Consider the following 21,033-nt stretch of genomic DNA (forward strand, 5'->3'; position numbering starts at 1 on the left):
TCGCGGTGCCCCGCAACCCGGTCGCGGTCCTGCTGCTGAGCGTCATGCTGGTCATCCCGGCGTGCAGCAGGACCAGTGACGGGGTGCCGGTGGCGGGCACCGAGCCACCCGGCGCCGCGCCTCCGGGTGCCACCGGGACGCCGTACCCCGGTAACTCCGACGACAGCCCGCTGCCCGGAATAGTGCCGCCGGAGCAGACGCCCGCCCCGGCAGGCGCCCCGTGTGTGCCTGCTGACCTGCCGCCGGTGCGGATGGTCGCGAAGGTCAGCGATCCAGCAGCGCCCACCGCCACTGTCGGTGTCCCCGAGGGCTGGTCGATGTCCTCCGGCGACGGCGACCCGGAGGGTGCACGCCTGGAGGGACCCGACGGAATGACGGCCGTCGTCACGATCGCGCCGACGACGCTCGACCCCGAGGCGGCGTTCCGCGAGTGGGTCGACGCCCTCACCGACGACGCCACCATCAGCACCGTGAGTACGCTGCCCGGCGAATTGTGCGGGTACAGCGGGCAGGAACTGATGGGCAACCTGTCCGACGGCGCCGAATCGGTGGAGTATCGCGACCGGCTCGTGCACGTCGCTACCACCGGGCAGGCCTACGTGATCGCGGTGCACGTCGAGGCGCCCTCCGGGACAACCGGTTTCGACGAAGCGGCAACGCTGCTGACCGGCGACTTCGAGATCGGCCTACCCTGAAGCCATGCTGACCGACCTCGTCGAGCTGGACGGCGGGCCTTTCCGGATGGGCTCGACGCGGTTCTACCCCGAAGAGGCCCCGGTACACACGGTCACCGTCGCGGCGTTCGCGATGGAGCGACACCCGGTCACCACCGCGCAGTTCGCGTCCTTCGTCGCCGAGACCGGCTACCGCACCGTTGCCGAGCAGGCGCCCGACCCCGCGCTGTACCCCGGTGCCGCCGCAGCCGATCTGGTGCCGGGAGCCCTGGTGTTCCGCCCTACCCCGGGACCCGTCGACCTGCGGGACTGGCGGCAGTGGTGGGACTGGGTGCCCGGCGCGGACTGGCGTCACCCGTTCGGCCCGGACGCCGGCGTCGATGCCGTGAAGGACCGGGCCGACCACCCGGTGGTGCAGGTCTGCTACACCGACGCGGCGGCGTACGCGAGGTGGGCGGGGAGGCGGCTGCCGACCGAAGCGGAATGGGAGTTCGCCGCGCGTGGCGGGTCCACGGCCGTGTATGCCTGGGGAGACGAGGCGGCCCCCGGCGGACGGCTGATGGCCAACACGTGGCAGGGCGCGTTCCCGTACCGCAACGACGGCGCGCTGGGCTGGGCTGGCACCTCGCCCGTCGGGACGTTCCCGCCGAACGCTTACGGCCTGGTCGACATGATCGGCAACGTGTGGGAATGGACGACCACGCGGTACGCCGGCCATCACCAGCCTGCGGGGCCGGTCGAGTCGTGCTGCGGTCCGGCGAATCCGGATCCGACGCTCAACCAGGCGCTCAAGGGCGGCTCGCACCTGTGCGCGCCGGAGTACTGCCACCGGTATCGCCCCTCCGCCAGGTCGCCGCAGTCCCAGGACAGCGCGACGACGCACATCGGGTTCCGGTGCGCGGTCTGACCGCTCAGGTCAGCGGGCAGCGCGATTTGGAGCATTCCCCGAGCTCACCTACTATGTAGGGGTTGCCCAGGGCAGACCTCGGTTATCTCTGCGGAGAAAACCCTGCGTGCTCTTTGGGCGACAAAGACCGCGCACGTCAGGTCGGCATCTGCCGTGCACACAGTAACCAGGTCGAGGAGATCTAGTGATTCAGCAGGAATCGCGCGTCAAGGTCGCCGACAACACGGGCGCCAAGGAGATCTTGTGCATCCGCGTGCTCGGCGGCTCGTCGCGCCGCTACGCCGGCATCGGTGATGTCATCGTGGCGACCGTCAAGGACGCCATCCCGGGCGGCAACGTCAAGCGCGGCGACGTCGTCAAGGCCGTCATCGTGCGCACCGTCAAGGAACGCCGTCGCGCCGACGGCAGCTACATCAAGTTCGACGAGAACGCCGCGGTGATCATCAAGAACGACAACGACCCGCGCGGCACCCGCATCTTCGGGCCGGTCGGTCGCGAACTGCGCGAGAAGAAGTTCATGAAGATCGTTTCGCTCGCCCCGGAGGTGTTGTAGATGAAGGTCCGTAAGGGCGACACGGTGCTCGTGATCTCGGGCAAGGACAAGGGCGCCAAGGGCAAGGTTCTGGTCGCGTACCCGGATCGGGAGAAGGTTCTGGTCGAGGGCGTGAACCGGATCAAGAAGCACACTCCCGAGTCACGCACCGAGCGCGGAGCGTCCTCGGGCGGCATCGTCACGCAGGAAGCGCCCATCCCGGTGTCCAACGTGATGCTGCTCGATTCCGACGGCAAGCCGACCCGCGTCGGATTCCGCAAGGACGACGAGACCGGCAAGAACGTCCGGATCGCCAAGAGCAATGGCAAGGACCTCTGACATGACCACAACAGAGCAGGCAGAAAAGACACTGCCCCGCCTGAAGCAGCGCTACCGCGAAGAGATCCGCGAGTCGCTGCAGAAGGAATTCAATTTCGCCAACGCCATGCAGATCCCCGGCGTGGTCAAGGTCGTCGTGAACATGGGTGTCGGTGACGCCGCCCGCGACGCGAAGCTGATCAACGGCGCGGTCAACGACCTGGCGCTGATCACCGGCCAGAAGCCGGAGATCCGCAAGGCCCGCAAGTCCATCGCCCAGTTCAAGCTCCGTGAAGGCATGCCGATCGGCGCACGCGTCACACTGCGCGGCGATCGCATGTGGGAGTTCCTGGACCGGCTGATCTCGATCTCGCTGCCCCGTATCCGCGACTTCCGCGGGCTGAGCCCCAAGCAGTTCGACGGCACCGGCAACTACACCTTCGGGCTGACCGAGCAGTCGGTCTTCCACGAGATCGACGTCGATTCGATCGATCGCCCCCGCGGCATGGACATCACCGTCGTCACCTCGGCGACCAACGACGACGAAGGACGAGCGCTGCTGCGGGCGCTGGGCTTTCCTTTCAAGGAGAACTGAGCACATGGCAAAGAAGGCTCTGGTCAACAAGGCCAACAAGAAGCCGAAGTTCAAGGTGCGCGGCTACACGCGGTGCAACCGCTGCGGTCGTCCGCACGCAGTCTTCCGCAAGTTCGGCCTGTGCCGAATCTGCCTGCGCGAAATGGCGCACGCCGGCGAACTGCCGGGTGTGCAGAAGTCCAGCTGGTAAGCCCAGACAATCCAAACATGTTGCGGTAGGCCCCAACCGGGAACCGCCGCGAGAAAGGTGAACCGGCTGTCATGACCATGACGGATCCGATCGCAGACTTCTTGACTCGTCTGCGCAACGCCAATTCGGCGTATCACGACGAAGTGACCTTGCCGCACAGCAAGATCAAGGCCAACATGGCTGAAATCCTCAAGCGCGAGGGCTACATCAGCGATTACCGCACCGAGGATGCCCGCGTGGGCAAGTCGCTGGTGGTTCAGCTGAAGTACGGCCCCAGCCGGGAACGCAGCATCGCGGGCCTGCGCCGGGTGTCCAAGCCCGGTCTGCGCGTCTATGCGAAGTCCACCAACCTGCCGCGTGTGCTCGGCGGGCTCGGTGTGGCGATCATTTCCACGTCGTCCGGTCTGAGGACCGACCGCCAGGCATCCCGCGAGGGTGTCGGCGGCGAAGTCCTCGCGTACGTGTGGTGAGGGAGGGCTAGAACATGTCTCGCATTGGAAAGCAGCCGGTGGCAATCCCGACCGGTGTCGACGTGACGATCGAAGGCCAGAACGTGGCCGTCAAGGGTCCCAAGGGAACCTTGACCCTCGACGTCGCCGAGCCCATCGAGGTCTCGCGCGGCGACGACGGCACCATCCTGGTCAGCCGTCCCAACGACGAGCGGCGCAACCGTTCGTTGCACGGACTGTCCCGCACGCTGATCGCGAACCTCGTGACCGGCGTGACCGAGGGCTACACCACCAAGATGGAGATCTTCGGCGTGGGTTACCGCGTCGTGGCCAAGGGCAGCAACCTCGAGTTCGCCCTCGGTTACAGCCACCCGGTGCTGATCACCGCTCCCGAGGGAGTCACCTTCGCGGTGGAGACGCCGACGAAGTTCTCGATCTCCGGTATCGACAAGCAAAAGGTCGGCCAGATCGCGGCGAACATCCGCCGCCTGCGCAAGAGCGATCCCTATAAGGGCAAGGGGATCCGCTACGAAGGCGAGCAGATCCGTCGCAAGGTCGGAAAGACGGGTAAGTAGTAGATGGCTACCAACACCAAGAACAAAGAAGCTGCCGGGCACGGTCCCGTCGGCAAGAACATCTCCCAGACGCGACGCACGTCGCGGCTGCGCCGGCATGCGCGTCTGCGCAAGAAGGTCGCGGGCACGGCGGACCGTCCGCGTCTGGTGGTCAACCGTTCCGCGCGGCACATCCATGTGCAGCTGGTCGACGACCTGGAAGGCGTCACGCTCGCCGCGGCGTCGTCCATCGAGGCCGACGTGCGTGCGGTCGACGGCGACAAGAAGGCCGCCAGCTCGCGGGTCGGTCAGCTGATCGCCGAGCGTGCCAAGGCCGCAGGCATCGACGAGGTCGTCTTCGACCGCGGCGGGTACACCTACGGCGGACGCATCGCGGCCCTGGCCGACGCGGCACGCGAAGGTGGGCTGAAGTTCTGATGACGAACCAGACCAAAACCGGAAGGAATGCATGATGGCCGAGCAGGCTGCAGGAGCCGGCGGGCCGTCGAGCGACGGCCGCGGTGGCGGACGCGACGACCGTGGAGGCCGTGGACGCCGTGACGATCGTGGTGGCCGTGGAGGACGCGACGACCGCGAGAAGAGCAACTACATCGAGCGCGTCGTCACGATCAACCGCGTGTCGAAGGTGGTCAAGGGTGGTCGCCGGTTCAGCTTCACCGCGCTGGTGATCGTCGGCGACGGCAAGGGCATGGTCGGTGTCGGCTACGGCAAGGCCAAGGAAGTTCCCGCCGCGATCGCCAAGGGCGTCGAAGAGGCTCGCAAGAACTTCTTCCGTGTCCCGCTGATCGGTGGCACCGTGGTCCACCCCGTCCAGGGTGAGGCTGCTGCCGGTGTCGTGATGCTGCGTCCGGCCAGCCCCGGTACCGGCGTCATCGCCGGCGGTGCGTGCCGCGCGGTGCTGGAATGCGCCGGCGTGCACGACGTGCTGGCGAAGTCGCTGGGCAGTGACAACGCGATCAACGTGGTGCACGCCACGGTTGCCGCGCTGAAGCTGCTGCAGCGTCCCGAAGAGGTCGCGGCGCGCCGTGGCCTGCCTATCGAGGATGTAGCGCCTGCAGGCATGCTCAGGGCTCGCCGTGAGGCCGAGGCCCTGGCCGCCACCGCGGCGCGTGAAGGAACGGCGTAATCACCATGGCAGAACTCAAGATCACCCAGGTGCGCAGCACCATCGGTGCGCGGTGGAAGCAGCGTGAAACGCTGCGGACACTCGGGTTGCGCAAGATTCGTCAGTCGGTTGTCCGCGAGGACTCCGCCCAGACGCGCGGCCTGATCAAGACCGTGCATCACCTCGTCACGGTGGAAGAGGTTTAACCATGACACCCATCAAGCTCCACGACCTGAGGCCCGCCCCGGGAGAGAAGAAAGCCAAGACCCGCGTGGGTCGCGGCGAAGGCTCCAAGGGTAAGACGTCCGGTCGCGGCACCAAGGGCACCAAGGCACGCAAGAACGTCCCCGCGACGTTCGAGGGTGGCCAGATGCCCATTCACATGCGGCTGCCCAAGCTCAAGGGCTTCCGTAACCGCTTCCGCACCGAATACGGCGTCGTCAACGTGGGCGACATCGCCCGGGTGTTCCCCGACGGCGGCACCATCGGTGTCGACGAGCTCGTGGCCAAGGGTCTGGTTCGCAAGAACGTCCTGGTCAAGGTGCTCGGTGACGGCAAGCTGACCGCCAAGGCCGATGTGACCGCACACAAGTTCAGCGGAAGCGCCCGCGAGGCGATCACCGCCGCGGGTGGCACGGCCACCGAACTGTAGACACGCATCTCGTCTCGCAGAACCCCCGCCCCGGCGGGGGTTCTTGCGTTCACCGGACTGTAACGCCCGTAACGGCACGGCGCCGGATCACGATCTACACTTCGCATGCCGATACCCGAGGAGCACTCCATGATTCGCCACCGCCGAACCGCCGCTGTCGCGGCGTTCGCCGCCGGATTCGCCATGTTCGGCAGCGTCGCAACGGCTCACGCGCAGACGAAAGACGAAGCCTTCACCGCAGCCGTGGTTTCCCTGGGCATCCCGCTGGGCCCTGACCAGGAAGCGCCCGTGCTCGGACACAAGGTGTGCGAGATGCTCACCGGCGGCATCACCGGCAACCCCAACCCTGTTCCCGTCGTCCGCGGCGTGGTGCAGACACTGGCCAACAACGGCATCAGCCGGGAGCAGGCAGGCAGCCTCACGCGCCTCTCGGTCGCCGCCTACTGCCCGCAGTTCTCCCGCCTGGTCGGTCGCTGACCCGGCCGTAGGTGGACGTCGAAGAACGCGACGATCCGCCGCCACGCATCCTCGGCCTCCGGCTCGGAGAACCGGAACCCGGGGATGTGCTCGAAGATCCGCAGCCGCCACGGGCCGTCGCGCCAGTCGTTCATGAACGAGTGGCCCACGTCGGGATACTCCCGCACGTCGTGCGGCACCCCTGCCTCGGCGAGGAGCGCGTCCAGCCGTGCCGCGTGCCCCTTCAGTGAGGGATCGCGGGCGCCGTAGCTGGCGACGACCGGACAGCTGAGCCGCAACGCCTCCGAATCCCGCGGCCAGTTCCCGTAGTTCGGGGCCGTGGCGTCGAACACCGCCTGCGGTGCCAGCAGAAGGCAGAATCCGCCGCCGATGCAGAAGCCGACCGAGCCGATGGTGCCGGTGCAATCCGGGCGCGCGGCCAACTGATCCCGCGCCGCCACGATCTCGTCGACCGCCGCGCCGGACCCGGTCTGCAGGGACCGGGCCATCGCGCGGACGCAGCGGATCCGTCTGCCGGGATGGATGAGGTTGGGCGCCAGTGTCAGGAAGCCCGCCCCGGCCAAGCGGTCGCACGCGCGGCGGATGTCCAGCGACAGCCCCCCGATGTCGTGGATGACGACGACCCCCGGCCACGGCCCCTCGCCGTCGGGCACGGCCAGATACCCGGCCGTCACGACGCCAGCGCAGGATAGCCGGGCAGCTCGTCGGCGTCCGTCTCCGGTGAGGAGAACCGGTCTGCCAGGGCCCGGCCGGGACGGGATCCCGCCACGCGCAGCAGGTTCCGCATGACAGCCAGGCCGGCCCTGCTGCGGGGATGGGCCAGTCGTGGCGTGCCGGGAGGGAGCTTCTGGGCCCGGTCCACCAGCGGGCGCATGCGCCGCTCGTAGCCTGCGACCGCGGCGGGCAGCGATGTGGCCGTCGCGATCTCGCCGGCCAGGATGTAGGCCCCGGTCAGCGCCAGGGTGGTACCGACGCCGCTGACCGGGGTCGCGCACCAGGCGGCGTCGCCGCAGAGGATCACCCGCCCGTTCGACCAGCGCGGCGCCCTGACTTGCGTGAGGTAGTCCAGGTAGAGCTCGTCGGTGGTGTGCAGTGCCGCGCGTATCCGGGGGGCCTGCCACCCGACATTCCGGTAGATCTCGTCGATGGCGGCACGCTGTCGCTCGGAGTCGAGGGACTGCAGTTCCGGATCGCCGGACAGGAACGACAGAGCGACCCGCGTGGTCCCGACGTTGTCCGGGCGCATCGTGATGGACCGGCCACCGGTGGTGTTGTACCAGGTCCACCACTGGTCATCGGTGGGCTCGCGGGCAATGGTGCCGAACGCGGTGTAGAGCCCCAACTCCCGCAGGTCGACGTCGTCGAACAGCCGGTCCCGAGTCCGGGACCGCGAGCCCTCGGCGACGATCACGGCGTCGACCCGGTGCGACGCCCCACCCGCCATGGTCACCTTCGCGCCGTCGGCATCCTGCTCGATGCGGTCGACCTGATCGCCGAACACGTAGGTCACGGCGCCGGGGGCGGCCTCGACGAGGGTGCGGGCCAGGGTGCCGCGCAGGATCTCGATCTGCGCCGTAGCTCCGCCGCTGTCGTCGTCGCCGGCGGGAAACTCCGCCAGCACACCCCGATCGCCGACGAACCGCAGACCCACTTCGCCGGTGGTCCTGGCCGCCACGGTCTCTTCGAGTCCCATGCGCCGCAGCACTTCTCGACCGGAACCACGCACGTCGACGTTCTGGCCGGCGGTGCGCAGCGAGTCGGCACGCTCGACGACCGTCACGTGATGGCCGGCCCGAGCGAGCCAGTACGCCGCTGTCGGTCCGGCGATACTCGCGCCCGAGATGAGGATGTCCACGGACGCCACGATACCCATGTATCTTCACAATGAAACTACTTCACAATGAAGGGGGTGCCGATGGCGGAACCGGACACCGAGATGACGCCGCAGGGGCGCGCGCTGATGGAACGCCTGCGGACCTTCGCCGCGGACTACACCGATCTCACCCATCACCTGGCCGGCTGGCTCGGGGTGCACTCGGCCGACGCCGCAGCGCTGGCTGAGGTCCTCTACGCCGAAGACGCAGGCAGACCGCTGCAACCCGCACGCCTGGCCCGCCGGATCGGGCTGTCCTCGGGGGCGACGTCGTCTCTGCTCAATCGTCTCGAAGGTGCCGGGTTACTCAGCCGCAGCCGCGAACACGCGGACCGGCGGGTGGTGACGCTGCGCAGCGTGCCCGCGGTCAGCGCGCAGGCGGGCCACTTCTTCGCACCGCTCACCGAGCGGGTCAACGCCGTGCTCGACGAGGCCGATCCTGCGCTGCTGGCGGCGTTCGAGCAGCTGCTGGGCCGGCTGCACGAGGCGATGGAAGACGTCATCGACAACATCGACGACCTCGTCCCGCCGCGGCAGTGACCCCCGCGGGCCGTCGGTACGCTCGAATCATGATCTCTGTGCTGTCCGGGGTACCCGGGTTCGACGACGTTCGTGAGTTCGCCCGCAAGGTCGACACCGCCCGGCATCAGGGCGTCCCCGACGGATGCATCCTCGAGCTCGACCTGCAGAGCGCTCCCCCCGAGACCGCCGGTTTCGACCCCATGGCCTTCATCAACGGGTCCGGCCGTCCGCTGCTGCTCCGTGAGACCGTCGCCGCGCTGCACCGCGCCGCCGAGGACCCCCGTGTCGCCGGCCTGATCGCCCGGGTGCAGATCGATGCCGCCCCGCCGGGACCGGTGCAGGAGCTGCGCGATGCGATCCTGGCGTTCACCGCGAAGAAGCCGTCGCTTGCGTGGGCCGAAACGTACCCGGGCACGCTGTCGTACTACCTGGCGTCGGCGTTCGGCGAGGTGTGGATGCAGCCGTCGGGCACGGTGGGCCTGGTGGGGTTCGCCACCAGTGCGCTGTTCCTGCGCGATGCGCTCGACAAGCTCGGCGTCGAGGCACAGTTCGTGGCGCGCGGTGAATACAAGTCGGCGGCAAACCTTTTCACCCAGGACAGGTACACCGAGCCGCACCGCGAAGCCGACGCCGCGCTGGTCAACGGCCTACGCGCTCAGGTGTGGGACGCGGTGGCCGCGTCGCGGGGCATCGACGTCACGGCCCTGGACGCACTCGCCGACCGGGCCCCGCTGCTGCGCGAGGACGCGGTGACCGCAGGGTTGGTCGACCGCATCGGGTTTCGTGACGAGGTGTACGCCCGGATCGCGGAGATGACCGGCGCCGAGGGTGTCTCGCCGGAGACCGGAGACGCCGACGGTGAGGGCGCTCCGCCTCGGCTGTACCTGGCCCGCTACGCACGCGCCAAGAAGCCGAGCGTCCCCGGCGTGAAGAGTCACCCCAAGATCGCCGTCGTGACGGTGGCCGGTGCCATCGTCAGCGGCCGGGGCGGGCGGCAGATGCCCCCGATGGGCGGTGCCAACTCCGGTGGCGACACCATCGCCGCCGCGCTGCGCCAGGCCGCAGCCGACGACGACGTCGTCGCGGTGGTGCTGCGCGTGGACAGCCCGGGCGGCTCGGTCACCGGCTCGGAGACCATCTGGCGCGAAGTCGTGCGCACCCGGGAGCGCGGCAAGCCCGTGGTCGCCTCGATGGGCGGGGTCGCGGCCTCCGGCGGCTACTACGTGTCGATGGCTGCTGACGCCATCGTCGCCAACCCCGGCACCATCACCGGTTCCATCGGTGTGGTGACGGGCAAGTTCATCGCCCGCGACCTGAAGGACCGTCTCGGTGTCGGCTCGGATTCGGTGCGCACCAACGCCAATGCCGACGCCTGGTCGATCAACGCGCCCTTCACAGAGGAGCAGCATGCGCAGGTGGTGGCCGAGGCCGATCTGTTCTACACCGATTTCGTGCAGCGGGTCGCCGACGGTCGCAACATGAGCGTCGATGCCGTCGAGCAGGTGGCGCGGGGCCGGGTGTGGACCGGCGCCGACGCGCTGGAGCGCGGTCTTGTCGACGAGCTCGGCGGGTTACGGGTCGCGATCCGCCGCGCCAAGGCTCTCGCCGGCATCGACGAGGACGCCAAGGCCGTCATCGAGAACCTGCCGGGGTCCTCGCTGCGAGACATGTTGCGCCCCAAGCCCTCCTCGCAGCCCGCAGCTGCGTCGCTGCCGGATGCGCTGGGCGCCATGGCGGTTCGCTCGGTGATGGGCCTGCTCGATCAGACGCAGCGATCGCTCACCGGTGTCAACGTGTTGTGGCTGGGGGAGACGCGCTACTGAGCCAGGCGGGCGTTGACGTAGACGATCTCGCCCAGCGGATCGGTGGCGTCCGAGTCGGCCGCGACATCCGGCAGCGTGCGTCCGTAGCGGGTGAACAGCTCACGGCGGGACACGTCGGTCACGTCCCATCCCTGCCCGCGCAGGTAATCCATGACGGGGGTGCGCTCACCCGCGTACACGAGTGCGGGCATGTCGATGTCGAGACCGAGTTCTCGAATCGGCTGTGTCAGCGCGCGGACCTTGTCCGGGTCGAAATCGACTATGCCAGGAGCGAATTCGGTGGCGATCGTGCTCGAGGGCGCCGACATCGCCGTGATCTGGTCGAACAACCGGTCCTGGGCTTCGGGCGGCAGATACACCAGCAGGCCCTCGGCCAGCCAGGCGGTGGGCCGCGATTCGTCGAACCCCGCCGCCCGCAGGGCAGCAGGCCAGTCATCGCGCAGATCGATCGGTACCGGTCGGTGCCGGGCCGTCGGCTGCGCGCCGAGCGCACTCAGCGTCTGCGTCTTGAACTCGATCACCTTCGGCTGGTCGATCTCGAAGACGACGGTGTCCGCCGGCCAGGGCAGACGGTACGCCCGCGCATCCAGGCCGGACGCCAGGATCACCACCTGGCGGATCGCGGGGGGTCCGGCCGCCACGGCGGCGGTGCAGCAGTCGTCGAAGAACTTGGTGCGCACCGCCATTCCGTCGATCATCGCCTGCGCGCGTTCGGGTGAACCGTCGGGCAACAGAGACAGATCCAGCTCCCCGTCGAGCATCTTGGTGAAGAACTCGATACCGACGGCACGCACCAGCGGATCGGCGTACGGGTCGTCGATCAGCGGGTCGGGATCGGCGGTGGCGGCCGCCCGTCCCGCGGCGACCATCGTGGCCGTGGCCCCCACGCTGGTGGCCGGATCCCAGGAGTCGTCGGAGGTGCGCGCCATCGCTATGCCAGCTCTGCCGAGAGGTAGCCGGAGTCGCCCGCCATTGCGATGAGATTGTCCGCCGGCGCCTGGAAACCGTTGGCCTCGTACGCCGCTGATCCGCTCAGCACGTCGGTGCGCCAGCCCTGCGCGCGCAGATGCTCGGCGGCCGACGTGCGCGGCCCGCTGTAGAACAGCTCCTGCAGGTTGATGTCACTGCCGTGGCGCCGGGCCCGTTCGGTCATGGCCTTGGCCCAGTCCCCGGTGAGCGCCTTGGCGTCCATGTGCTCGGTGGCGAGGCGGCTGCCCGGAGCGCTGAGCGCGCTGATGTTGTCCAGCAGGCGGTCCTGCGCCTCGGGTGGCAGGTAGATCAGCAGCCCTTCGGCGATCCATGCTGTCGGCTGCGAGGGGTCGAAGCCCGCCTCCCGCAGGGCCGTCGGCCAATCCTCGCGCAGATCGATGCCGACGGTCCGCCGGTCAGCGGTGGGCGCCGCGCCGGCGTCGGCGAGCACCCGGGTCTTGAACTCGATGACGGTGGGCTGGTCGATCTCGAACACCGTGGTGCCGTCGGGCCATGACAGCCGGAAGGCGCGGGTGTCCAGCCCGGAGGCGAGGATCACCGCCTGCCGGATACCGGCCGCGCCCGCGGCGGTGAAGAAGTCGTCGAAGAACCGGGTGCGCACCGCGATGTGCTCGCGCATCTGGTCGGCGCCGAACAGCGGGTCGTCGCCGAAGTCGATGTCACCGCCGGCCACCTTGATGAAATGCGGCAGGCCGACCGCCTCGACGAGGAGGGCGGCGTACGGATCGTCGATCAGCGGGTCGGGTCCGCGGCTGGCCAGCGCGCGCGTCGCGGCCACCGACGTCGCGGTGGCTCCGACGCTGGAGGCCAGGTCCCAGGTGTCGCCATCAGTGCGGGGCATCGTCTTCTCTCCTGTCGGGTAGGGCGGCGATCAGCGCCTGGGAGTCGCGCAGCGCGGTCAGTGATTCGACGACCTCGAAGCGTCGTCCGTAGCTCTCGAACACCTCGGGCCGGGACCGGGTGCTGACCTGCCAGCCGAGCGCAGTCAGGTAGTCGGCCGGGGGAGTGCGCTCGCCGGGATAGAACAGGTCGGCGACGTTGACATCGAAACCCTGTGCGGCCCATTGGCCGCGCATGGCCCGGGTGCGCTCGCCGATGGTTGCCCCGGCGTCGGGGTGGTACTCGGTGGCGAGGCGGCTGCCGGGCGCGCTGAGCGCGGTGACGTGGTCGAACAGCCGGTCCTGCGCGTCGGGCGGCAGGTACACCAGCAGCCCCTCGGCGGACCACGCCGTGGCCGCCGAGTCATCGAAACCGCTGTCCCGCAGAGCTTTCGGCCAGTCCTCGCGCAGGTCGACCGCGACCGTGCGCCGCTGTGCCGTGGGCTCCGCGCCCAGCCCGGCCATGGTCTCGGTCTTGAAGTCGACGACCGCGGGCTGGTCGATCTCATAGACGACGGTGCCCGCGGGCCACGGCAGCCGGTACGGCCGCGAGTCGAGCCCGGCAGCCAGGATGACCGCCTGCCGGATGCCTGTCGCACCGGCATCGACGAAGAAGTCGTCGAAGAACCGGGTCCGCACCGCCATCACGTCGGTCATCAGCCGGGCCGCGCCGGAGTCGTCCGCGTCACCGAGGGAGAGGTCGCCGTCGACCACCCTGGTGAAGAACTCGATGCCGACCGCCCGCACCAGCGGCGCCGCCCACGGGTCGTCGATCAGCGGTTCGGGTTCACGGCTGGCCACGGCCCGGGCGGCCGCGACCATCGTCGCCGTCGAGCCCACGCTGGACGCGAGGTCCCAGCGGTCGCTGTCGCTGCGCGCCATCGTCGCCGGCTACCTGGTCGCGCTCACGTAGACGACCTCGGCGAACCCCTCGCCGTCCTCCAGTGGGTCCAGCCCGTAGCGGACCAGCAGATCGTTGGTGGGGGTGGCCTGCACCGTCCAGTTCTGACCGCGCAGGTACTCGGTGACGTCGGCGCGCTCGCCGAGGAAGACCAGCTCGGAGAAATCGAGGTCGAACCCCTCGTTGCGCCAGCGGTCGGTCGACTCCTTCATCTTCTCCCGCAGTTCGTCCTGGTCTGCTTCGTGGTGCGACGGCACGGACTCGACGGCCAGCCGGCTGCCGGGTGCGCTGAGCGATCCGATGGTGTCCAACAGCCGGTCCTGGGCATCCGGCGGCAGGTAACCGAGGAGTCCCTCGGCGATCCAGGCCGTCGGCGCCGCGGCGTCGAAGCCGGCGTCGGCGAGCGCGGCCGGCCAGTCGTTGCGCAGGTCGACCGCGACGGTGTCCAATTTCGCTGACGGCGCAACCCCGAGGCCGGCAAGCGTCGTCGCCTTGAACTCGATCACCTCGGGCTGGTCGATCTCGTACACCGTCATGTCCTGCGGCCACGCCAGCCGGTATGCCCGCGCGTCCAGGCCGGACGCGAGGATCACGGCCTGCCGGATACCCGCACCGACGGCGTCGGCGAAGAAGTCGTCGAAGAAGCGGGTGCGCGCGGCCATGCCGTCGGCGAAGCGGCTCATGCCGACCGGCGATTCACCGTCGGCGCCGCTGTCCAGGTCCGCGGCGGTCAGCTCGCCGCTGGCCAGCCGGGTGAAGAAGTCGACGCCGACGGCGCGCACCAGCGGCTCGGCGTACGGGTCGTTGATCACGGGGTGGTCGGCTCTGCTGGCCACCGCACGGGCCGCGGCCACCATCGTCGCCGTGGCGCCCACGCTGGAGGCGAGGTCCCAGGTGTCGTTCTCGGTACGTGCCATATCGCGATCCTTTTACTTAGATAAGGTAATAACAATTCGACTGTACGCCCGGAATCTGAACGCCGCCCCAGACGTCGGATTCGGGCGGGGGAACATCCAACTGTTAGTCTCGTAGACTGTTCAGACGCGTGACTTGCGCAGGCCTTTCACCTGCGCATGCCGCCGCGCTCACGACTTAACCACGATGCTGGTCCTGCCAGCCAAAGAGCACGCCGCGATCGTCAACTCGGCCGTGCAGGAGGAAAGAGTGCTCTCGGCTTTCATTTCTTCGCTCAGAACCCCGGACCTGAGGCGAAAGATCCTGTTCACGCTGGGCATCGTCGTCCTGTATCGGGTCGGCGCCTCGGTGCCGTCCCCCGGCGTCAACTACCCCAACGTGCAGCAGTGCATCGCGCAGGTCAGCGGCGGCGAGTCGGGGCAGATCTATTCGCTGATCAACCTGTTCTCCGGCGGCGCGCTCCTGCAGCTCTCGGTGTTCGCGGTGGGCATCATGCCCTACATCACCGCCAGCATCATCGTGCAGCTGCTCGGTGTGGTCATCCCGCGGTTCGAGCAGCTGCGCAAGGAGGGGCAAGCGGGGCAGACCAAGCTCACGCAGTACACCCGCTACCTCGCGGTCGCGCTGGCGATCCTGCAGGCCACCAGCATCGTGGCGCTGGCCGCCAACGGCGGGCTGCTGCAGGGCTGCTCGCTCGACATCATCCAGGGCCAGGGCGACGGGCTGAACCTCACCACGCTGGCCGTCATCGTGATCGTCATGACCGCCGGTGCCGCGCTGGTCATGTGGATGGGCGAGATGGTCACCGAGCGCGGCGTCGGCAACGGCATGTCGCTCATCATCTTCGCCAGCATCGCCTCGGCGATCCCCGGTGAGGGCAAGAACATTCTCGACAGCCGCGGTGGCATGGTCTTCGCGTTCGTGTGTCTGGCCGCGCTGCTGATCGTCGTCGGCGTGGTCTTCGTCGAGCAGGGCCAGCGCCGCATCCCGGTCCAGTACGCCAAGCGCATGGTCGGCCGCAAGATGTACGGCGGCACGTCGACCTACCTGCCGCTGAAGGTCAACCAGGCCGGCGTCATCCCCGTCATCTTCGCGTCGTCGCTGATCTACATCCCGCACCTGATCACGCAGCTGATCACCAGCGGAAGCGCCAACCCGAGCACCGGATGGTGGCAGACCTTCGTCGCCGAGTATCTGACCGACCCCAGCAGCCCGGTCTACATCGCGATCTACTTCGGCCTGATCGTGTTCTTCACCTACTTCTATGTGTCGATCACGTTCAACCCCGAGGAACGCGCCGACGAGATGAAGAAGTACGGCGGCTTCATCCCGGGCATCCGGCCGGGCAAGCCGACGGCGGACTACCTGAACTTCGTGTTGTCCAGGATCACCCTGCCGGGCTCGATCTACCTGGGCATCATCGCGGTCCTACCGAACCTGTTCCTGGAGATCGGCAACACCGGCTCCGTGCAGAACCTGCCGTTCGGCGGTACTGCTGTCCTCATTGCGGTCGGCGTCGGCCTCGACACCGTCAAGCAGATCGAAAGCCAGCTGATGCAGCGCAATTACGAAGGTTTCTTAAAGTGAGAGGGTTCCGAAGTTGAGAATCGTGTTGTTGGGCCCGCCGGGGGCGGGCAAGGGAACGCAGGCCCAGAAGCTGGCCGAGAAGCTCGGCGTCCCGCACATCTCCACCGGTGACCTGTTCCGCCACAACATCAGCAACAACACCGAACTCGGGATCGAAGCCAAGAAGTACCTCGACGCCGGCGACCTCGTCCCGGCCACCCTCACGAACGCGCTCGTCGACGACAGGCTCGACGACGACGACGCGGCCGCGGGCTTCATCCTCGACGGCTTCCCGCGCTCGGTCGAGCAGGCCAAGGCGCTCGACGACATGCTGACCAAGCGCGACCTGTCCCTGGACGCGGTGCTGGAGTTCCGGGTCCCCGAAGACGAGCTCGTCTCCCGGCTGAAGGGCCGCGGCCGCGCCGACGACACCGAGGACGTCATCCGCAACCGCTTCAACGTCTACCGCGACGAGACCGCGCCGCTGCTCGACTACTACAGCTCGACGCTGGTCACGGTCGACGCCGTCGGTGAACTCGACGAGGTGTTCAGCCGGGCGCTCACCGCACTCGGCCGCTGACGATGGTCTCGCTGCCCGGCCTGCGCAGCCGCAAGGTGGTCCCGGTGCGGACCGCCGGTGAACTCGACGCGATGGCCGCCGCCGGGGCGCTGGTCGCCGCTGCGCTGCGCGCCGTGCGGGAGGTCGCCGCGCCGGGCATGTCGACGCTCGACCTCGACGCGGTCGCCGAATCCGTGATCCGCGACGGCGGCGGTGTGCCGTCGTTCCTCGGCTACCACGGCTTTCCCGCCACCATCTGCTCGTCGGTCAACGATCGCGTCGTGCACGGCATCCCCACGGCCGACGAGGTCCTCGCGGCCGGTGACCTGGTCTCCATCGACTGCGGCGCGATCCTCGACGACTGGCACGGCGACTCGGCCTTCACGTTCGGGATCGGTGACCTCATTCCCGTCGACGAGGCACTCTCGGCGGCGACCAGGGAGTCGATGGAGGCCGGCATCGCCGCCATGATTCCGGGCAACCGCCTGACCGACGTCTCGCACGCGATCGAACAGGGCACCCGCGCCGCCGAGAGCAGGCACGGCCGCAAGTTCGGGATCGTGGCGGGCTACGGCGGACACGGGATCGGCCGCGAGATGCACATGGACCCGTTCCTGCCCAACGAAGGCGCACCCGGTCGCGGCCCGTACCTCGCTCCGGGGTCGGTGCTGGCGATCGAACCCATGCTGACCCTGGGGACGAGGAAGACGGCCGTGCTGGACGACGGCTGGACCGTCGTCACCACCGACGGGTCGCGCGCCGCGCACTGGGAGCACACCGTCGCGGTCACCGAGGACGGACCCAGGATCCTGACGCTCGCCTGAACTGAACGCCCTCCCACGTCGTATCACTGACGGAGGATGGCGGGACAGTGAACCAGCGGGACGACCAGGAAGCCGCGATCATGCGGGTGCTCTACGACGAGCACGCCGCGGCCCTCTGGCGCTACGCCCTGCGGCTGACCGGCGATCGGGCCCGTGCCGAGGACGTCGTCCAGGAGACGCTGCTGCGCGCGTGGCGGCATCCCGACGTGACGGCGGACGTGGACCGGTCCGCGAGGGCCTGGCTGTTCACCGTGGCGCGCAACATGATCATCGACGAACGCCGAAGTGCGCGCTTCCGGCATGAGACCGACGTGCCCGAACCCGAGCGGGTGTCCGACCGCCCGTCGCCCGACGAGGTGGACACCGCGCTGGACCGGATATTGCTCGGCACCGCGATGGCGCAACTGTCCGACGAGCATCGGGCGGTGATACGGCGGGCCTACTACCAGGGCTGGAGTACCGGACAGATCGCCGCCGACCTTCAGATCCCGGAAGGCACCGTGAAATCCCGGTTGCACTACGCCGTCCGCGCGCTGCGGCTCGGACTACAGGAGATGGGGGTGACGCGATGAGCGTGGACGACCGCTATCGGACGTGGGACGCCGCCTACGTGCTGGGCGCGCTGTCCGGCGACGAGCGGCTCGAATACGAGGACCACCTGGCCGGGTGCTCCCGGTGCCGCGCGGAGGTGGGTGAACTCAGCGGCATGCCGGGGCTGCTGTCGATGCTCGACGTCGACGAGGTGATCGCGCTGGACCACGAGCAGCCCAGTCCGCCGCTGCGGCCCGAGGTGCTCAGCGCGGTTCTGCAGCGAGCCGGCGCCCGGCGCAGCCGCGCCCGGTGGATGACGCTGGCCGGGGTCGGCCTGGTGGCCGCGCTGCTGGCGGTGGCCATGCTCGTCGTGCTGCGCCCCGAGACGTTCGGCCTGCCGTCGGGCACCGGCGACCAGGAGGCCGCGCAGATGTCGAAGATGACCAAGGTGTCCGAGACCCCGATCAACGCCAGCGTCGCGGTCACCGGTTACGGCTGGGGCACCCGCATCGACATGGCGTGCTCCTACGGTGACTGGGGCCGCCAGGACGCGCCGCCGCAGAACCTGGGGATGGTCGTCGTCGGCCACGACGGCAGCCGTTCCCAGATCGCCACCTGGTTGGGGCTCTCCGGGGCCACCGCGCTGCCCAGCGGGACGACGCCGATGTCCCCGAGCGACATCGCCACGGTGCAACTGGTGTCGGCGCCCGACGGAAAGGTGTTGCTGGAAACTCATCTGTGAACCGGCGGTCCTGGCTGCGGTGCGGCCATGGGGTAAGAAGAGGCGTGGCATCCGAACGGCGCGACCCGATCGCTGCGGCACGCGCGAACTGGGAGCGCTCCGGGTGGGGGGACGTCGCTGACGGCATGGTCGCCGTCACGTCGGTCATGCGCGCGCACCAGATCCTGCTGGCCCGCGTCGAGACGGCGCTGCGGCCCTACGACCTCAGTTTCTCGCGGTACGAGTTGCTCCGGCTGCTCGCGTTCAGCCGCACCGGCGCGCTGCCCATCACCAAGGCCTCCGACCGGCTGCAGGTGCACGTCACCAGCGTCACGCACGCGATCCGGCGCCTCGAAGCCGACGGCCTGGTCGAACGGCTGCCGCACCCCACGGACGGCCGCACCACCCTGGTGCAGCTCACCGACCTCGGACGGTCGACGGTCGAGGACGCCACCGAGACGTTGAACAAGGACGTCTTCGCCGACATCGGCATCTCCGACGAACAGTCCCGCACCCTCGCCGAGTCCATCCGCCGGCTGCGCCACAGCGCGGGCGACTTCTAGCGACTCAGCGCGTCGCGGGCAGCGGGATCGTGGCGGTGACGGCCGTTCCCGTGCCCGGACGGGAGCGGATGTTGAGTCTGCCGCCGACGATCTCGGCGCGTTCGGCCATCGACAGCAGTCCGTAGCCGCCCATCTCGTCGCTGCCCAGCGGGTGTTCCAGCGTGTCGAAACCGACACCGTCGTCCACGATTTCGAGGCGGGCGACCTCTCCGGTGTCACCGCGGTCGACGGCGAAGGTGAGGCGGGCGTGCTCGGCGCGGGCGTGTTTGACGACGTTCTGCAGGCATTCCTGGGCGATGCGGTACAGCGCCAGCTCGATGTGGTCGGGCAGGCGGCTCTCGGAGAGGTCGACCTCGATGTCGACCTGCGGGATTGACCGGGCCAGGCTGGCCAGTCCGCCGGAGAGCCCGAGGTCGTCCAGCACCGGGGGACGCAGACCGCTGATGGCCGCGCGCGCCTCCTGCAACGTCAGCTGGGCCAGCTCACGCGCGCGGTCCAGCGGCTCGGTCAGCGCGGCGCCGTCATCGGGGGAGCGTGCGGCCTGCGCGGCGGCGTCGAGCCAGTAGGACAGCGTGACCAGACGCTGGGAGATGCCGTCGTGAATGTCGCCGGCGAGCCGCCTGCGCTCCAGCTCCTGGGCCTCGATGACCTGCTCGACGAAGTTCTCGTGCGCGCGTTCCCGCGACACCAGCTGGCGGTGCAGACGGGCCTGGTGCATGGAACCCGCGATCAGCCGGCCGATGACCAGCAGCAGCTCGACGTCTCTGTCGCCGAACTCGCGTTCGGCCACGGTGTGCACGTTGAGGACACCGACCATCCCGCCGGGATCGGACTCCATCGGCACCGACACCATGGACGTGAAATCCCGGCCGCGCAGCGACTGGAACGGCAGGTACCGCGGATCGGACTCCTTGTCCTTCCTGATCACCACCGGCTCCCGGTGGCTGGCCACCCAGCCTGAAATGCCCTGTCCCAGAGGCAGTCTGATCTTTCCCACCTCGGAGTCGAACGGTGGGGTGGCCCCGGCCAGTGTCAGTGACCTCTCGGTGTCGTCGAGGACGTGCACGAAGCAGACGTCGCTGTCGGTGGCCGCGGTGATGATCCGGGAGGCCGCCGCGGCCAGCGGTTCGACGCCGGGGCCGCTGGAGGCGGCCTGGATCAGCTCACGCAGCAGCGCCAGCTCGCGATCGGCGGTGAGCAGGGAGCGCGGGGGCGGACTCACTGGCAGATGCCTTCGCGCAGCGCGGTGGCCACCGCCGCCGTGCGGTCGCTGACGTTCAACTTGCGGTAGATGGAGCTCACATGCGATTTGACCGTCTCGTCGCCGATCACCAGTTTGGCGGCGATCGCCCGGTTGGACAGGCCGTTGACCACCAGTGCCAGGATCTCGCTCTCACGCTGTGTGAGCCCCTGCCGCGCGCCGGGCCAGAACTCGTCGCGTTGCAACCGTGCCGCGGTGTCCATGGCCCGCGCTGCCATGGACGGGTCGATCGCGGTCTCGCCGCGGTGCGCGAACTCCAACTGTCGGACCAGCTCTTCGCTGCTGATGCTCTTGAGCAGATAGCCCGATGCGCCGACTCGAAGAGCCTGGAACAGGTACTGCTCGTCGTCGTAGACCGACAGCATCACCACCTTGCGGTCGGGCTGCCGCTCACGCAGCTGCCGGCACACGTCCAGTCCGCTGGACCCCTGCATCCGGACATCGCACAGCACGATGTCGGGGTCCAGGGCGGCGACCACGCTCATCACGCGGTCTGCGCCGACAGCATGGCCGACGACGGTCACCCGACTGCTGAACGCGGCCAACATCGCCTTGAGGCCCTCGATGACCATTTCGTGGTCGTCGACCAGCACGATTCGCACCGGCGAGCCATCCATGGGGCAACCATAGAT

Annotated in this window: 29 protein-coding genes; 21 read left to right on the top strand and 8 right to left on the bottom strand. The window is 68.8% G+C overall.

Annotated elements, in window-relative coordinates:
• Positions 1-5: 5 nt before the first annotated feature.
• The 13 genes from EL337_RS05450 to EL337_RS05510 all read left to right on the top strand — a co-directional run bounded on the left by EL337_RS05450 (position 6) and on the right by EL337_RS05510 (position 6,474).
• Positions 6-695 carry a hypothetical protein gene (locus EL337_RS05450; RefSeq protein ID WP_232786676.1) on the top strand — a complete coding sequence of 230 codons (690 nt, stop codon included), beginning with the start codon at positions 6-8 and terminating at the stop codon, positions 693-695.
• Between the two features lie 4 nt (positions 696-699).
• On the top strand, positions 700-1,581 hold the full coding sequence (locus tag EL337_RS05455) for a formylglycine-generating enzyme family protein (protein ID WP_048630048.1): 882 nt from the start codon (positions 700-702) through the stop codon (positions 1,579-1,581).
• Positions 1,582-1,765: 184 nt separating this feature from the next.
• Positions 1,766-2,134 (top strand): 50S ribosomal protein L14, encoded by a 369-nt coding sequence (rplN, locus tag EL337_RS05460; RefSeq protein WP_048630049.1) that lies wholly within the window; start codon positions 1,766-1,768, stop codon positions 2,132-2,134.
• A complete protein-coding gene (rplX, locus tag EL337_RS05465) occupies positions 2,135-2,452 on the top strand; it encodes a 50S ribosomal protein L24 (RefSeq protein ID WP_048630050.1) in 318 nt (105 codons plus the stop codon).
• A gap of 1 nt (position 2,453) precedes the next feature.
• Complete coding sequence (gene rplE, locus EL337_RS05470; protein WP_048630051.1) at positions 2,454-3,026, top strand: 50S ribosomal protein L5; 573 nt, start codon at positions 2,454-2,456, stop codon at positions 3,024-3,026.
• Between the two features lie 4 nt (positions 3,027-3,030).
• A complete protein-coding gene (locus tag EL337_RS05475; RefSeq protein WP_011778599.1) occupies positions 3,031-3,216 on the top strand; it encodes a type Z 30S ribosomal protein S14 in 186 nt (61 codons plus the stop codon).
• A gap of 71 nt (positions 3,217-3,287) precedes the next feature.
• Positions 3,288-3,686, top strand: a complete 399-nt coding sequence (rpsH, locus tag EL337_RS05480) for a 30S ribosomal protein S8 (RefSeq protein WP_048630052.1) — start codon at positions 3,288-3,290, stop codon at positions 3,684-3,686.
• A gap of 14 nt (positions 3,687-3,700) precedes the next feature.
• Positions 3,701-4,240: a 50S ribosomal protein L6 gene (gene rplF / locus EL337_RS05485; RefSeq protein WP_048630053.1), complete on the top strand. Its 540-nt coding sequence runs from the start codon at positions 3,701-3,703 to the stop codon at positions 4,238-4,240.
• Between the two features lie 3 nt (positions 4,241-4,243).
• Positions 4,244-4,657, top strand: a complete 414-nt coding sequence (rplR, locus tag EL337_RS05490; protein WP_048630054.1) for a 50S ribosomal protein L18 — start codon at positions 4,244-4,246, stop codon at positions 4,655-4,657.
• A gap of 34 nt (positions 4,658-4,691) precedes the next feature.
• The gene (gene rpsE / locus EL337_RS05495; RefSeq protein ID WP_197724180.1) at positions 4,692-5,366 is read left to right on the top strand and encodes a 30S ribosomal protein S5; all 675 of its coding nucleotides are present in this window, start codon (positions 4,692-4,694) and stop codon (positions 5,364-5,366) included.
• Between the two features lie 5 nt (positions 5,367-5,371).
• Positions 5,372-5,551, top strand: a complete 180-nt coding sequence (gene rpmD, locus EL337_RS05500) for a 50S ribosomal protein L30 (RefSeq protein ID WP_048630056.1) — start codon at positions 5,372-5,374, stop codon at positions 5,549-5,551.
• Between the two features lie 2 nt (positions 5,552-5,553).
• Positions 5,554-5,997 (top strand): 50S ribosomal protein L15, encoded by a 444-nt coding sequence (rplO, locus tag EL337_RS05505; RefSeq protein ID WP_048630057.1) that lies wholly within the window; start codon positions 5,554-5,556, stop codon positions 5,995-5,997.
• 105 nt (positions 5,998-6,102) lie between these two features.
• Positions 6,103-6,474 carry a DUF732 domain-containing protein gene (locus tag EL337_RS05510; protein ID WP_308213607.1) on the top strand — a complete coding sequence of 124 codons (372 nt, stop codon included), beginning with the start codon at positions 6,103-6,105 and terminating at the stop codon, positions 6,472-6,474.
• Here the strand turns inward: EL337_RS05510 and EL337_RS05515 are convergent.
• Positions 6,438-7,148 (bottom strand): dienelactone hydrolase family protein, encoded by a 711-nt coding sequence (locus EL337_RS05515; RefSeq protein WP_048630058.1) that lies wholly within the window; start codon positions 7,146-7,148, stop codon positions 6,438-6,440. The genes EL337_RS05510 and EL337_RS05515 overlap by 37 nt on opposite strands.
• Positions 7,145-8,347: an FAD-dependent monooxygenase gene (locus tag EL337_RS05520; protein WP_048630059.1), complete on the bottom strand. Its 1,203-nt coding sequence runs from the start codon at positions 8,345-8,347 to the stop codon at positions 7,145-7,147. Before EL337_RS05520 ends, EL337_RS05515 begins: the two co-directional genes overlap by 4 nt.
• A gap of 42 nt (positions 8,348-8,389) precedes the next feature.
• Here EL337_RS05520 and EL337_RS05525 point away from each other — a divergent pair, with 42 nt between their 5' ends.
• Positions 8,390-8,887, top strand: a complete 498-nt coding sequence (locus EL337_RS05525; RefSeq protein WP_053086810.1) for a MarR family winged helix-turn-helix transcriptional regulator — start codon at positions 8,390-8,392, stop codon at positions 8,885-8,887.
• 29 nt (positions 8,888-8,916) lie between these two features.
• Entirely contained in the window at positions 8,917-10,692 is a 1,776-nt protein-coding gene (gene sppA, locus EL337_RS05530; RefSeq protein WP_048630061.1) for a signal peptide peptidase SppA, read from the top strand.
• Here sppA and EL337_RS05535 read toward each other — a convergent pair.
• The 4 genes from EL337_RS05535 to EL337_RS05550 are packed head-to-tail and all read right to left on the bottom strand — an operon-like array spanning position 10,686 to position 14,378.
• On the bottom strand, positions 10,686-11,621 hold the full coding sequence (locus EL337_RS05535; protein ID WP_048630062.1) for a class I SAM-dependent methyltransferase: 936 nt from the start codon (positions 11,619-11,621) through the stop codon (positions 10,686-10,688). The two genes, sppA and EL337_RS05535, sit on opposite strands and share 7 nt — an antisense overlap.
• Before the next feature lie 2 nt (positions 11,622-11,623).
• Complete coding sequence (locus EL337_RS05540; protein WP_048630063.1) at positions 11,624-12,523, bottom strand: class I SAM-dependent methyltransferase; 900 nt, start codon at positions 12,521-12,523, stop codon at positions 11,624-11,626.
• Entirely contained in the window at positions 12,510-13,442 is a 933-nt protein-coding gene (locus EL337_RS05545) for an SAM-dependent methyltransferase (protein WP_048630064.1), read from the bottom strand. The genes EL337_RS05540 and EL337_RS05545 overlap by 14 nt, the downstream gene beginning before the upstream one ends.
• 9 nt (positions 13,443-13,451) lie before the next feature.
• Entirely contained in the window at positions 13,452-14,378 is a 927-nt protein-coding gene (locus tag EL337_RS05550; RefSeq protein WP_048630065.1) for a class I SAM-dependent methyltransferase, read from the bottom strand.
• Positions 14,379-14,625: 247 nt separating this feature from the next.
• On the opposite strand from EL337_RS05550, the gene secY reads away from it, so the two are divergent.
• The 6 genes from secY (at position 14,626) to EL337_RS05580 (ending at position 19,140) form a co-directional block, all read left to right on the top strand.
• The gene (gene secY / locus EL337_RS05555; protein WP_048630818.1) at positions 14,626-15,963 is read left to right on the top strand and encodes a preprotein translocase subunit SecY; all 1,338 of its coding nucleotides are present in this window, start codon (positions 14,626-14,628) and stop codon (positions 15,961-15,963) included.
• A 13-nt stretch (positions 15,964-15,976) separates the two neighbouring features.
• Positions 15,977-16,522 carry an adenylate kinase gene (locus tag EL337_RS05560; RefSeq protein WP_048630066.1) on the top strand — a complete coding sequence of 182 codons (546 nt, stop codon included), beginning with the start codon at positions 15,977-15,979 and terminating at the stop codon, positions 16,520-16,522.
• Between the two features lie 2 nt (positions 16,523-16,524).
• Positions 16,525-17,325: a type I methionyl aminopeptidase gene (map, locus tag EL337_RS05565; RefSeq protein WP_048630067.1), complete on the top strand. Its 801-nt coding sequence runs from the start codon at positions 16,525-16,527 to the stop codon at positions 17,323-17,325.
• An 80-nt stretch (positions 17,326-17,405) separates the two neighbouring features.
• Positions 17,406-17,897 carry a sigma-70 family RNA polymerase sigma factor gene (locus EL337_RS05570; protein ID WP_048630819.1) on the top strand — a complete coding sequence of 164 codons (492 nt, stop codon included), beginning with the start codon at positions 17,406-17,408 and terminating at the stop codon, positions 17,895-17,897.
• Positions 17,894-18,598, top strand: a complete 705-nt coding sequence (locus EL337_RS05575) for a zf-HC2 domain-containing protein (RefSeq protein WP_048630068.1) — start codon at positions 17,894-17,896, stop codon at positions 18,596-18,598. Before EL337_RS05570 ends, EL337_RS05575 begins: the two co-directional genes overlap by 4 nt.
• A gap of 44 nt (positions 18,599-18,642) precedes the next feature.
• A complete protein-coding gene (locus EL337_RS05580) occupies positions 18,643-19,140 on the top strand; it encodes a MarR family transcriptional regulator (RefSeq protein WP_048630069.1) in 498 nt (165 codons plus the stop codon).
• Positions 19,141-19,144: 4 nt separating this feature from the next.
• Here EL337_RS05580 and EL337_RS05585 read toward each other — a convergent pair whose 3' ends face one another.
• Together EL337_RS05585 and EL337_RS05590 are read right to left on the bottom strand one after the other, a co-directional pair.
• Positions 19,145-20,362 carry a GAF domain-containing sensor histidine kinase gene (locus EL337_RS05585; protein ID WP_048630070.1) on the bottom strand — a complete coding sequence of 406 codons (1,218 nt, stop codon included), beginning with the start codon at positions 20,360-20,362 and terminating at the stop codon, positions 19,145-19,147.
• Positions 20,359-21,018, bottom strand: a complete 660-nt coding sequence (locus EL337_RS05590) for a response regulator (protein ID WP_048630071.1) — start codon at positions 21,016-21,018, stop codon at positions 20,359-20,361. The genes EL337_RS05585 and EL337_RS05590 overlap by 4 nt, the downstream gene beginning before the upstream one ends.
• Between the last annotated feature and the right edge of the window lie 15 nt (positions 21,019-21,033).

It is taken from the genome of Mycolicibacterium aurum (assembly GCF_900637195.1).
Lineage (GTDB): Bacteria > Actinomycetota > Actinomycetes > Mycobacteriales > Mycobacteriaceae > Mycobacterium > Mycobacterium aurum.

What these genes read in the sequence shown, in the direction of transcription:
- EL337_RS05455 (WP_048630048.1), top strand. Translation starts at nt 700, where the DNA reads ATGCTGACCGACCTCGTCGAGCTGGACGGCGGGCCTTTCCGGATGGGC.
- rplX (WP_048630050.1), top strand. Translation starts at nt 2,135, where the DNA reads ATGAAGGTCCGTAAGGGCGACACGGTGCTCGTGATCTCGGGCAAGGAC.
- rplE (WP_048630051.1), top strand. Translation starts at nt 2,454, where the DNA reads ATGACCACAACAGAGCAGGCAGAAAAGACACTGCCCCGCCTGAAGCAG.
- EL337_RS05475 (WP_011778599.1), top strand. Translation starts at nt 3,031, where the DNA reads ATGGCAAAGAAGGCTCTGGTCAACAAGGCCAACAAGAAGCCGAAGTTC.
- rpsH (WP_048630052.1), top strand. Translation starts at nt 3,288, where the DNA reads ATGACCATGACGGATCCGATCGCAGACTTCTTGACTCGTCTGCGCAAC.
- rplF (WP_048630053.1), top strand. Translation starts at nt 3,701, where the DNA reads ATGTCTCGCATTGGAAAGCAGCCGGTGGCAATCCCGACCGGTGTCGAC.
- rplR (WP_048630054.1), top strand. Translation starts at nt 4,244, where the DNA reads ATGGCTACCAACACCAAGAACAAAGAAGCTGCCGGGCACGGTCCCGTC.
- rpsE (WP_197724180.1), top strand. Translation starts at nt 4,692, where the DNA reads ATGGCCGAGCAGGCTGCAGGAGCCGGCGGGCCGTCGAGCGACGGCCGC.
- rpmD (WP_048630056.1), top strand. Translation starts at nt 5,372, where the DNA reads ATGGCAGAACTCAAGATCACCCAGGTGCGCAGCACCATCGGTGCGCGG.
- rplO (WP_048630057.1), top strand. Translation starts at nt 5,554, where the DNA reads ATGACACCCATCAAGCTCCACGACCTGAGGCCCGCCCCGGGAGAGAAG.
- EL337_RS05510 (WP_308213607.1), top strand. Translation starts at nt 6,103, where the DNA reads ATGCCGATACCCGAGGAGCACTCCATGATTCGCCACCGCCGAACCGCC.
- EL337_RS05520 (WP_048630059.1), bottom strand. Translation starts at nt 8,347, where the DNA reads ATGGGTATCGTGGCGTCCGTGGACATCCTCATCTCGGGCGCGAGTATC.
- EL337_RS05525 (WP_053086810.1), top strand. Translation starts at nt 8,390, where the DNA reads ATGGCGGAACCGGACACCGAGATGACGCCGCAGGGGCGCGCGCTGATG.
- sppA (WP_048630061.1), top strand. Translation starts at nt 8,917, where the DNA reads ATGATCTCTGTGCTGTCCGGGGTACCCGGGTTCGACGACGTTCGTGAG.
- EL337_RS05535 (WP_048630062.1), bottom strand. Translation starts at nt 11,621, where the DNA reads ATGGCGCGCACCTCCGACGACTCCTGGGATCCGGCCACCAGCGTGGGG.
- EL337_RS05540 (WP_048630063.1), bottom strand. Translation starts at nt 12,523, where the DNA reads ATGCCCCGCACTGATGGCGACACCTGGGACCTGGCCTCCAGCGTCGGA.
- EL337_RS05545 (WP_048630064.1), bottom strand. Translation starts at nt 13,442, where the DNA reads ATGGCGCGCAGCGACAGCGACCGCTGGGACCTCGCGTCCAGCGTGGGC.
- EL337_RS05550 (WP_048630065.1), bottom strand. Translation starts at nt 14,378, where the DNA reads ATGGCACGTACCGAGAACGACACCTGGGACCTCGCCTCCAGCGTGGGC.
- map (WP_048630067.1), top strand. Translation starts at nt 16,525, where the DNA reads ATGGTCTCGCTGCCCGGCCTGCGCAGCCGCAAGGTGGTCCCGGTGCGG.
- EL337_RS05570 (WP_048630819.1), top strand. Translation starts at nt 17,406, where the DNA reads ATGCGGGTGCTCTACGACGAGCACGCCGCGGCCCTCTGGCGCTACGCC.
- EL337_RS05575 (WP_048630068.1), top strand. Translation starts at nt 17,894, where the DNA reads ATGAGCGTGGACGACCGCTATCGGACGTGGGACGCCGCCTACGTGCTG.
- EL337_RS05590 (WP_048630071.1), bottom strand. Translation starts at nt 21,018, where the DNA reads ATGGATGGCTCGCCGGTGCGAATCGTGCTGGTCGACGACCACGAAATG.